We start from the raw sequence: 10,333 nt of genomic DNA, 5'->3' as shown, positions 1-10,333 counted from the left end.
TATCCAAAGAATATTTAGTCATAAAAAAAATGCACCTCCAATTGTTAGTTGTGTCTAACAATTGGGGTGCAGTTCACTTCGAGGTGCTTTTTTATTTTGCTCTTTTCTAAAAGATTGTTGCTTTCAAATGTTGTCTTCTATGTTCAATGATTGTAGTGCAAGGTGCGAGACTCCTGCGGGACAGGCGGGCAGGCGAGACACTTAAGAGTGAAACGTCCAAATGTGGCTCACCGCCTGCCCCGCGGAAAGCGAGCAGCCTGGAACGGAAATCATTTACTTCCAAAAGCAACAACGTTTGCGAAAACAGCCTTTTATTTATATATTTGGAGATGTTCGATCAAAACGTCTTTTAATGAAGTTTCAAAATATACAGGCCAATCCACATCCAGTGAATTCAGCTGCCGAGCGTGTTTAGGCTTAACGCCAATAATTTTAACGGGTTTTCCATTCATATAATGAAGCATCCGAAATAGCTCGCTTAATTTTTGTACGCCGCTTTCATCCATTTCGCCAGTGGCTGACAAGTCGAAAAAGATTTCTTCAAACTGACCTTCATAAGCAACTTTTAGGGCATTCCCTGTAACAGTGATCATTTTACTTTCTGTTATGTCTCCGAATAACGGAACAAATGCCATCTTTTCAGAAATTGGAATAAATGGACCTGATAACTCATCAAGACGTTTCATCGCATCTTCTAACGCTTCTTTTTTCTCAAAAAGTTCAAAGTCAGTGGAGGATAGCCGCATTCTAAGTTCCAGTAGCTTTTCCTCAAGTCCTTGCACATGTTTGCCTGTTGGTATAAACACAACGTGTGCAAATTCTTCCTCCCACGAAATGGAAACATCACACAGAAGGAAAGGCTGATCCTTGGCCTTAATATTGGCTTCAAATGTTTTTTCACCGCTAAAAGGCATCATAAACTTCATTAGTTTGTTATGACTCTCTTCATCAAAACAATCACGAATAGTATCTACTTGCATACCTAACAGGTCAGCAGCTCTTGAAGATTTGATAAGAATAACGCCATCTTTATTTATTTTTACGTAAGGTACTGGTAATACACAGCTCATCTTTAGGCGTTGATCCTCTCTTCTATATACTCATCCAGCCATTGTTCTGCCTGTTGGAGGTTTTTAATTATGATTCCTTGGTTGTTAACATATGGATCTAAATCATACTTTTCCGTAAGTCTTCCACCCACTAAAATGGCCGGCTTATTAGGAAGAGCTGACAGAGTTCGAACATAGTTTTTAAGCACAGGCAGATTGTATACAATGGATACCGAGAGTCCGATGACTTCTGGTTTCCATTGCAGAGCAGATTTCAGTGCATATTCTAGAGGAAGGCTTGCTCCGTAGTATTTTGTTTCCCAGCCCTTTTCTTCAAAGATACTATTTATCATTTTAATTCCAAGATAATGCTGTTCACCTTGCAAGCACAGAAACATCGCTTTTTTTTCGCGTTTTGTTTCATCCGCTGACACTTGAAAGAGCCTGGAAAGAACAAAATCACAAACTCCTGTTGCTAAATGTTCATCTGCAACAGAAATCTCATTATTTTCCCAGAGGTCTCCAATCATGTACATTGCAGGAGTAAACAGGTCTCGAAATAAAACCATGCGATTTTGATCAGGCTGCTGTTTAATGAAACGCAATGCTTCAGCATGATTGCCTTCTAAAAACAGCCGAGCCAGTTTTTCCGCTTCTGAAATAGCCATGGTTGGACCCTCTCCTTTGTCTAATGCGCTGCTGATTTTTCACTCAGAACATGATTCGCTTGATTTAAATAGTCAATATAAATACCAATACGGGTATTTTCTTGCGTATGTTTTTGCTGTTCATCTCGCAAAACATCTATAATAAAGTTGAAATTATCCATTAGTAGTTCTACACTCATCCCGAACTTTTGCAAAATACCGTTCAACCAAACAGCGTACTCTGTAAAGAAAGTACTGTTGTCCAATTCGTATGCTGTTTCTAGATGCTTGAAGTGGTGATGATTATCTTCAATGCATTTCGCTCTGCCTTTATCACCATATCGTTCAACAAGTGTAGGATCTTTTTCGTAAATTTTCTCAGTTACTCTTTCTACCATAGCATTTATGTCAAATTCCGTCATTTGGCAACCACCTTATATTGTTTTACAGTTGGTACGACAGCCGCCAATTCTTTATCTGGATATTTCTTCTCTAGATCATGAATCTTTTTGAATTCTTCACTTCTTACCCATTTCAAATAATCTTCTTTTGTAGAAAATATGAGCTGCACGGTAAGCTCACCCGCTCTTTTATCATTTTGCAATAATAAGAAGTCTACAAAGCCATCTGCTTCGTCAACAGATCTTGAGCGGTTTTTATATATATTGATTACTTCTTCTGCTTTATCATTTGGAACAGCAAATGTTGAAAAAACGGTGTACACGAAACATCACCTCTTAGATGTATTTTAACAATACCAATTATTTATCTCATAAAAGATTCAATAACGATTTCTTTTTTCCTGCTAGTAAATCTGCTAAGCAGCATCTTTTAATTGAACCACCCATACTACAGGAAGAATCATTGGAAGTCGAGCTTAAAGAAAAAAACACCGGCAGGAACACCAGTGCTTCTAATACAAGTCAAACATATTCACTTCGTGTTTTGTCTGTTTTAAATAGGTAAACAACTGTGCTCTATGATGAAAAGCATGCGTTACAATTTCCACGAGCCACTTTGCCTGTGTGGCGCCTTTTTCTGCATAAAACGCTTTTGTTTCTTTTCGCAGAAAATCCTCTTCTGAAAGTGATAAAAAGTACGATTTAACCAAATGGTACCCTTCCTCTAAAACATGCGTCAGTTCGGCTACATTTCCAGCAGATAACTTTTTTTCCAGCTGACGAACTTCATCTTCTGTTTTCTCTTGCAGAATGGCTAGATCTATATGCGGGATTTGAACTAAGTGGTTAGCAAGTTCTAAGAAAGAACGCATATTTTCAGCCGGACGAAATTCATACACAGAAGGATTCGCTTTCTTTAATAGACCATTCGTCGTTCGTACAACAACATATAGTTCTTCCAATAAAGTCTCAGTTAAGGAAACAGTCGCATTCATTTCTTCTTCCTCCTGTTATGTATAATCACTTCATCTATAATGTTCTTCAGCTTAACTGTTTTTTCCTTCGAATAATCCAGCAGATATCTCTTTTTGTACCGAAATGTCAGTTAAAGAGGCTTCTGTGTTCTCTTCACAGATCAGAAGCATATCATAATAAGCACTCATAAAGACTTTTACGATAAAAGGGTCATACATTTTCCCTGATTGATTTTCGATCTCTTTTTTTGCTTCCCATGGGGTCATCCCTCTGCGGTAGGCACGGTTGCTTGTCATTGCATCAAAAGAATCGGCAACTGCTAAAATTCGAGAGTAAATGGGTATATCTTGTCCTGCTATTTGATAAGGATAACCACGGCCATCGTACCTTTCATGATGATGAAGAATTCCCGTCAGCACTCGTTCAGAATAACCGAACGACCTAGCTAGCAGCATACCGTCAACAGGATGTTTTTTCATGATTTCGTATTCTTCTTCTGTAAGCTTACCGTTTTTCATAAGTACAGCATCAGGCGTTGAAATCTTTCCGATATCATGAATCAGCGCGGTTAATTCCAGCTCGTTCAGATCAACTTCTTTAAAAGAGCCGTGTTTAGCAAGCATCATAGAATAAAGAGCTACCCTTTTAGAATGCCCTTGCGTATATACATCCTTCGCTTCAACTGCTAAAGAAAATGCTTTTACCCCTTGCTGAATCGCCTCTTTTTCTGCTACAGACTGATAGACGACCTTCTGAGCCATAAATAGAAGAAGGCAAAAGACGATGTAAATCGATATGAAAGCAAGATAGTCACTTAGCGATTCTTTCGCTAGCAGCAGATACGTCAACAACCCGCCAATACTTGAAACATAGTATAGTCTTTTATCATTTAATAAAAGCGCAGAGACGGGTAAAAAGAAATACGCCGCTTGCACAATTGGATAAGGAACAAAGAAATACGATAGTGAAACGATATAGACACTGCACAGAACAAAGACTAATTTCGTCCATTGTTCCTGCAATTGATTAATGCCCCATGCTGGTAGATATCCGATAAGAAATAAGAAAATAAAAAGAAAAAAGTGCTCCATTCGTTCTATAAAAAAATGATGGAGAGCCTGAATGAAGGCACTCCCAATAATAAATAGTTGAGCTAGTTTAATATTACGTATCATGTATGAAACTCCGACTGTCGAATTTTGTAATTTAATGTAATTATATACTATAAATGGTCATTATCCTATAGTTTGTTGATATTTTCTAACCCTAAGGAGCAAGGGCTCACCAACTAGCTTCAGTTTCACACAAGAACGAACGATTCGCGCGCACATCCCTGCAACCCTTCAAAACACGATTCACAGGTCTAGTTTATACAAATAAAAAGCTCATTTTTAAAGGATTGTTGCTTTCAAACCTCATTTTTTATTTTCTTCTATGACAGTTGATTGGAGTGCAAGGTGGGAGATCCTCGAAAATTAAACTTCAAATTTTCTTCGTGCGATTTGTCGCTGCCGTAGCCTTCCTTGTCCTGCGGGACAGGCTGGCGGGTGAGACACTTAAGAGTGAAACGTACGAATGTGGCTCACCGCCTGCCCCGTGGAAAGCGAGTACCTGGAACGGAAATCAACCACTTTCATTACGAAAACAGTCAAATAAAAAAACCGCCTAATGACGGTTTATTTCACGTAACTGCGAGCTACATGTCTCATTTTTCTATGTTTTTGTTTTTGGCTGCGCATGCGTAAAATCACAAGAAAAGCTAGTAACAAAAGCAATCCAGAATACAAGAATATGCTTGCTTTAACAATCTTCTGCATAAATGATGAATCTACTTCCTCAACCGCTTCACTCTCTGCTGCTGCCGGCGCTTCTTTTTTCTTTTCCTTAAAAAGCGTGTGAGTCAGCAGCAAGTTTCCGCTCGAATCCTTCAGTTGCAATTCACCATCAGCAGTAACGTTCTGAATCGGTTTTTCTCCCTTAGGCAAAGTAACGGTTAAGTCGTCTTTTAGTTCATATATTTTTCCGTTTTCCGCTTCAATCTTTTCTCCAGCAGAGAGCGTTTGTCGTTCAAAGTTTGCAAATCCATAGTCGCCGATCGCCATTGTATCCCAATAAGCAGCACGGCTTGTTGGAGCTTTTAGCGTGACAATAATCACATCCATATTATCACGCGAAACAGCTGTAACAAGAGTATGTTTGGATTCATCAACATACCCATTCTTTACACCTACTGTTCCTGGATAGTCCCACAATAATTGGTGGTGGTTTCGTAAAGTCGTGTCCCATCCTTCACCTACCCAAGGCAATTCTTTTGTAGCTACGATTTCACGAAAGACATCATTTTTCATCGCATACTGAGTAATCTTCGCCATATCTTCAGCTGTCGTATAATGTTCTACATCAAACAGTCCATTTGGATTAACAAAATGAGTGTTATCTGCTCCTACTTTTTTAGCAAATTCATTCATTTCATCTGCAAACGAAGCTACATCACCAGCTACATATTCCGCAATCGCAATTGCTGCGTCGTTTCCTGAATTGATCAGCAATCCTTGCACAAGTTTCTTTAATGGCACGTGTTCTCCTTCAAGAAGATATACACGCGTTCCATCAGCTTTAACTGCCTCACTGCTAACAATAACGGAATCATCTAAGTTGCCTGATTCTATAGCCAGAATGCCTGTAACGATTTTTGTAATACTCGCTGGATACATTTGTTCTGAGCTATTTTTTTGATATAAAATATCTCCTGTTTTAGCATCAATCATTACGGCGCTTTCGCTTTTTATTTCTGGTGTGTTCTCACCCGCTGCTTGTACAAACTGAGTCTGCATCAGCATAACAAGTGAAAGAACAAGAAAAAGGCTTAGTTTTTTCATTTCTTTCCGCTCCCGTTAGTCATTTAATCTTCATAACTCTTCGTATGATTTATCTTTTCTTTTGTGGTTGAAATCAAAATGAAATACAGTTAATTGTCGCCATAAAAAAACAGGCGTTTTTATCAATTGATACCGTTCGACAAAATTCGCCTGTTTCCTCTTATTTATCGTACATTTTCACAGTTTTTTTAGTCAAAATGCTTCTTATTTTTCTTTCCTGTTAATAAATCTCCAGTCCAGCCCTTCATACGTAACCACAGATAAATAGCTAGTGTAGATGCTACAATTAGAATCATGGCATACAGATAGCCTAGTTTCCACTCAAGCTCTGGCATGTTTTTAAAGTTCATTCCCCAAATTGCCCCGATCGCCATCGCAGGGGTGAATATGACAGTAAACACCGTCAGCGTCTTCATGATCTCATTACCGCGATGTGAGGAGAGAACCTCTTCTAAGTTTAATAAAGTGTCGATATCCTGCCTGTAATGAGAGAGAAGCGTTGTTGTACGATCGATTCGTGTTTCAATCCTCTTGTAAGCCGTCGTTTCCGTGATTTCATCAAGAAATGCTTCTTTTATGGCCAACTGTGTTTCATGAACAGGAAGCGTTAAGTCACTCCAGTTAATCAGTTCGATACGGCGATCGTAAATACTGTTCAATAATGTTGTATGGTTATTTTGCTGTACATCTCTTTGAAGTTCCTTAAGTTTGAACTCTAATTCGTCTATACCGTCCAGGAAATGGTTTATCAACTCACCTAACAAAATTAAAAAACCTTCTACTGGTGTCTTTTCCTCTAAAATCAAATGATCACATGACTCCCTGTAATCGCCCTCTATTCGAGCAAGGTCCAGTCCTACCGTGATAAGAGATTTTCGTCTTATATAAAAATGAAAGATTTCAAAGTCAGATTGATTCTCAGGGTCTTGTTTGTATGTTAAAGAACCTCTAACTATCGGCTCGCCATTGTCCTCTTTTTCAATGCGTAAATAATTAACTTTTTCATTCTGGATATTCGTAAGCCAATTCTTACAGCCTTTGTTGTTCGATATTAGTTGATGAATGGTATCATTATGGCAATCATGACGGTACCATTTCCAATCATATACACTTGTCTGTTCCATCTCTTGATCCATCCTTTATTTTATCTATATTTTTTCATATATTTATACAACCGTATAATCCTTTGCGCCTTTCTGCCTCAACCATTTCAGTGAAAACTGCATCATTTCCGGATGGTTTTGCTTAGGATTCTTCGTATACAACCAAATCGATCCTGTTTTTTCCGTTGTCATTACCTTTAATAAGCCAATTGCAGCTAATTCTGTACCATCTTTTAAAATCACGACAGCCGTGTCGTCACGATCTTCTATATAGGTAGAAAGAGATTTTTGATATTCAGGTGCGTCTTTACACCAATCCAGTAAACTTTGAAGATCCTCTTTTGTAGCGAAAACTGGTTTCACTTCAATCCTCCTCCAAATAGATTTCCCTTTCGGTAACAAGGTAAACCTTAAGTTAGATTCTCAGACTGAGACAAGTAACTGCACAACAATACCCGGTCTTCTGGAAACGACAAAGTAAGGGTGTCTAACTCCTCCAAGGATACCCATCTTATATCGTAAATTAAACCATCTGGATCTTGAATTACCGGGGATCCGCTGATCATTTCAGCAGAAAAGTATTGCACCTTGTAATGGATGCCTTGTGAGATCCCCTCTTTACTATGTAGTTTCTGGATAATCTTTACCACATAACCCGTCTCTTCCCACACTTCACGAATACAGCATGCCTCAAGACTTTCGTTTCCTTCTCTTCCGCCAGACGGCACGCTCCACCTTTTTTCCTCTTGAGGTAATCCTTGCAGGACCATTAACATCTTCCCATCATGCACACAAATACAGCTTGCACCTTCCCACTTCATCTAATCTCCCCCTTTTCATGTTACTTTCTTAAGGCAATAAAAAAATCCTGTGCAGCAACACAGGATTCTTCAACAATTATATGACTTTAGACTGATCTGCTACTTTTTGGGTATTAATGATTCTACGGTTACAATGGTCCCAAATATATAGCGTTTTGCTATTTTGTTCTAAAAGTGACAGAGAATCATTTGTGCATTCAACGATCTTTGAATGAGGAATTTCATGTTCCTTCTGTTCTCCTGTCTTCATATCAATATATACAATTCGCTCGCTCTTACCCGTCGCCAGATCCAGCTCATAAACAAGCAGGTGGTCGTCTACCTGATATAGTGCACGAGGTGAGATAGATAATTTATATTCTGTAACAACTTTGTCCTTTTCATTTAACACCATGATTTTCTTAGGATCTCCGTATAGTACAGGTGCACCGGAAACGTACACGAGATTCTCATGGCATAAAATATCAGTTGGTGCCATGTTGTTTCCAAGGTTGATGCGTTTTTTCTTGCCATTGCGGATGATATAAAGAACCGCTTGATCTTCTTCTACAATATAAGAAGAAATGTACAGAACATCTTGGTTCATCTCAACTTCCCACAGGTATCCGTTCACTTTCCATTCTTTCAAGAGTTCAGGTTCATTTTTAGAAAAAATTAATACTGAGCCTTTTGAACCATCACCCTCACAAGCTACAACGACACATGATTCAAATTCATAAAAGTTAGGTTGCCCCTTAACGATTTGAGATTTTAAGCAGCCGTTCTTATAGTCAAAAATGAAGAGCTTATAATCCTTGGATTGATCTTCTACCTTTTTGGAGAACCAGTAATTTTTCTGTTTGTCCATGAATACATCGGAGTAGGTAAAAGCACCTTCCTCATTTCTTACTACACTTCCGGCCTGTTCAGGATCACGTGAGACGTACAGCGATTCATTCTTCTCTGCAGCTCGTGATGATAATTTATACATTTTAGCCATTGTACTCTCTCCCTTCATATTTGACGCCGGCCCCATGCTGACATAGGATTTATGTAAAACGTTTTTTCAAAATTATCAATTTCTAGCAAAAACTTTGTATTTTCTGTTATATTTATCTTATCAAACAATCCGTTTATTCTGTATTGGGAAAAATAGTAGGATAGATACTTGTTTATTGGGGGTCTTGCATGACAATTTTCCCAAGTTCTGAAAGGGGGATTTTATGGTCGGTCAACGAATAAGATATTATAGGAAAACCAAAGGCCTAACCCAAGAAGAGCTGGCACAGGGAATTTGCTCTGTCTCATACTTGAGTAAAATTGAGAAAGGGGACGCCAAATCAAGCGAAGAAGTCATTAACATGCTTTGTGAACGTCTAGGTATTTCGCCTGAGGAAGTGGATGAGAGTAAGATCCTCGAGATGCTAAACGAGTGGAATATGATGATGGTTAATAGGCAGTTTGAAGAGGCGATAAATTTTTTTCCTAAAGTTGAAAGTAAAATTGATCATGTTACACATCCTGAGATAATGATTACTTTTAATCTATATTTAGCAAAGTATTATATGGTAAAAGATTTACCCGAATTAGAAAAAGCAAATTTAGCTTTAGAAAAAGTGAAAAAGGTTTTTGACCAACTGACTCAAGATCAAAAATTTAATTATTTCTTACTACAAGGTATGCACTATAATTATAGCGAGAAATACAATGACGCACTTCAATTTCTAAAATTAGCTGAAGGAGAGTTGGGTAAAAGTTTAAATATTATAGAAACCGAGATAGCAATTTTATATTACTTATTAGCACTTACTTATAATTTTTTAATGAGAATAAATTCGGTTACTACTTATGCTTTTAAAGCTATTTCAATATTTGACAAGGAATATAATTACAGCAGAAGTGCCGACTGCCAGGTACTATTAGCTATTAGTTATAGACGAGCTAAAAATTACGATTTAGCAGAATACCATTTAAACAATGCTCTTAAGTACTCCAAGTCATTTAAAGATGAATTTATGAGTGGTGTTATCTACCATAATTTAGGTTATGTAACATCGTGCAAAAATGAACACCTTAAGGCGATAGATTACTTTAAAAAAAGTCTTGAATATCGAAACAGTCAAACCAAGAAAAGAAAAGCATTAACATTATTTTTGCTTGCTACTGAATACTTAAAACTTAAAGATTATAAACGTGCTGAAGAATATGTAGAAGAAGGATATAAATATTCTAATAATGATTTAGAAGTATATTATCATCTAAAGGTTCTTCAATACCAAATAAATGAAAACTACGATGCGAAGTTCGAATCTTTAATTAGTAAAGACGTTATTAGTTTTTTTGAAAACAGAAGTAACTGGGAATATGTAGCGAAGTATTCAGAATTGCTAGCTGATGTTTATTTTGACCAAGCACTCTATAAAAAAGCTAGCACATATTATCGAATTGCAAATAACGCAAGGAAAAATATAGTATAATA

General features: G+C 37.6%; 12 protein-coding genes. 1 reads left to right on the top strand and 11 read right to left on the bottom strand.

The window, feature by feature from the left end; translation table 11 throughout:
* Nucleotides 1-311 precede the first annotated feature (311 nt).
* From P8610_RS19555 to P8610_RS19505, 11 genes are all read right to left on the bottom strand, one after another.
* Nucleotides 312-1,070 (bottom strand): Stressosome protein rsbRB, encoded by a 759-nt coding sequence (locus tag P8610_RS19555; protein ID WP_394605871.1) that lies wholly within the window; start codon nt 1,068-1,070, stop codon nt 312-314.
* Nucleotides 1,071-1,072: 2 nt separating this feature from the next.
* On the bottom strand, nt 1,073-1,717 hold the full coding sequence (locus P8610_RS19550) for a cobalamin B12-binding domain-containing protein (RefSeq protein WP_289497442.1): 645 nt from the start codon (nt 1,715-1,717) through the stop codon (nt 1,073-1,075).
* A gap of 20 nt (nt 1,718-1,737) precedes the next feature.
* Entirely contained in the window at nt 1,738-2,118 is a 381-nt protein-coding gene (locus P8610_RS19545; protein WP_289497443.1) for a hypothetical protein, read from the bottom strand.
* The gene (locus P8610_RS19540) at nt 2,115-2,420 is read right to left on the bottom strand and encodes an antibiotic biosynthesis monooxygenase family protein (RefSeq protein ID WP_394605870.1); all 306 of its coding nucleotides are present in this window, start codon (nt 2,418-2,420) and stop codon (nt 2,115-2,117) included. The genes P8610_RS19545 and P8610_RS19540 overlap by 4 nt, the downstream gene beginning before the upstream one ends.
* Before the next feature lie 189 nt (nt 2,421-2,609).
* The gene (locus P8610_RS19535) at nt 2,610-3,092 is read right to left on the bottom strand and encodes a DinB family protein (protein ID WP_394605869.1); all 483 of its coding nucleotides are present in this window, start codon (nt 3,090-3,092) and stop codon (nt 2,610-2,612) included.
* A 51-nt stretch (nt 3,093-3,143) separates the two neighbouring features.
* Nucleotides 3,144-4,247, bottom strand: a complete 1,104-nt coding sequence (locus P8610_RS19530) for an HD-GYP domain-containing protein (RefSeq protein WP_394605868.1) — start codon at nt 4,245-4,247, stop codon at nt 3,144-3,146.
* Nucleotides 4,248-4,748: 501 nt separating this feature from the next.
* Nucleotides 4,749-5,951 carry a D-alanyl-D-alanine carboxypeptidase family protein gene (locus tag P8610_RS19525; protein WP_394605867.1) on the bottom strand — a complete coding sequence of 401 codons (1,203 nt, stop codon included), beginning with the start codon at nt 5,949-5,951 and terminating at the stop codon, nt 4,749-4,751.
* 188 nt (nt 5,952-6,139) lie between these two features.
* Nucleotides 6,140-7,075, bottom strand: a complete 936-nt coding sequence (locus tag P8610_RS19520; RefSeq protein ID WP_394605866.1) for a magnesium transporter CorA family protein — start codon at nt 7,073-7,075, stop codon at nt 6,140-6,142.
* A gap of 42 nt (nt 7,076-7,117) precedes the next feature.
* Nucleotides 7,118-7,417 carry a hypothetical protein gene (locus P8610_RS19515; RefSeq protein ID WP_394605865.1) on the bottom strand — a complete coding sequence of 100 codons (300 nt, stop codon included), beginning with the start codon at nt 7,415-7,417 and terminating at the stop codon, nt 7,118-7,120.
* Nucleotides 7,418-7,464: 47 nt separating this feature from the next.
* Complete coding sequence (locus tag P8610_RS19510) at nt 7,465-7,875, bottom strand: NUDIX hydrolase (RefSeq protein WP_394605864.1); 411 nt, start codon at nt 7,873-7,875, stop codon at nt 7,465-7,467.
* 76 nt (nt 7,876-7,951) lie between these two features.
* Entirely contained in the window at nt 7,952-8,854 is a 903-nt protein-coding gene (locus P8610_RS19505; RefSeq protein WP_394605863.1) for a hypothetical protein, read from the bottom strand.
* A gap of 223 nt (nt 8,855-9,077) precedes the next feature.
* Here P8610_RS19505 and P8610_RS19500 point away from each other — a divergent pair, with 223 nt between their 5' ends.
* On the top strand, nt 9,078-10,331 hold the full coding sequence (locus P8610_RS19500; protein ID WP_394605862.1) for a tetratricopeptide repeat protein: 1,254 nt from the start codon (nt 9,078-9,080) through the stop codon (nt 10,329-10,331).
* The last annotated feature ends 2 nt before the right edge of the window (nt 10,332-10,333 follow it).

The sequence above is a fragment of the Fictibacillus sp. UD genome (assembly GCF_043558025.1).
Taxonomy (GTDB): Bacteria; Bacillota; Bacilli; order Bacillales; family Fictibacillaceae; genus Fictibacillus.
Note: the sequence above shows the minus strand (reverse complement) of the source record. Positions and strands in the feature narration are given on the sequence as shown.

What these genes read in the sequence shown, in the direction of transcription:
- P8610_RS19530 (WP_394605868.1), bottom strand. Translation starts at nt 4,247, where the DNA reads ATGATACGTAATATTAAACTAGCTCAACTATTTATTATTGGGAGTGCC.
- P8610_RS19550 (WP_289497442.1), bottom strand. Translation starts at nt 1,717, where the DNA reads ATGGCTATTTCAGAAGCGGAAAAACTGGCTCGGCTGTTTTTAGAAGGC.
- P8610_RS19500 (WP_394605862.1), top strand. Translation starts at nt 9,078, where the DNA reads ATGGTCGGTCAACGAATAAGATATTATAGGAAAACCAAAGGCCTAACC.
- P8610_RS19525 (WP_394605867.1), bottom strand. Translation starts at nt 5,951, where the DNA reads ATGAAAAAACTAAGCCTTTTTCTTGTTCTTTCACTTGTTATGCTGATG.
- P8610_RS19510 (WP_394605864.1), bottom strand. Translation starts at nt 7,875, where the DNA reads ATGAAGTGGGAAGGTGCAAGCTGTATTTGTGTGCATGATGGGAAGATG.
- P8610_RS19535 (WP_394605869.1), bottom strand. Translation starts at nt 3,092, where the DNA reads ATGAATGCGACTGTTTCCTTAACTGAGACTTTATTGGAAGAACTATAT.
- P8610_RS19505 (WP_394605863.1), bottom strand. Translation starts at nt 8,854, where the DNA reads ATGGCTAAAATGTATAAATTATCATCACGAGCTGCAGAGAAGAATGAA.
- P8610_RS19545 (WP_289497443.1), bottom strand. Translation starts at nt 2,118, where the DNA reads ATGACGGAATTTGACATAAATGCTATGGTAGAAAGAGTAACTGAGAAA.
- P8610_RS19555 (WP_394605871.1), bottom strand. Translation starts at nt 1,070, where the DNA reads ATGAGCTGTGTATTACCAGTACCTTACGTAAAAATAAATAAAGATGGC.
- P8610_RS19520 (WP_394605866.1), bottom strand. Translation starts at nt 7,075, where the DNA reads ATGGAACAGACAAGTGTATATGATTGGAAATGGTACCGTCATGATTGC.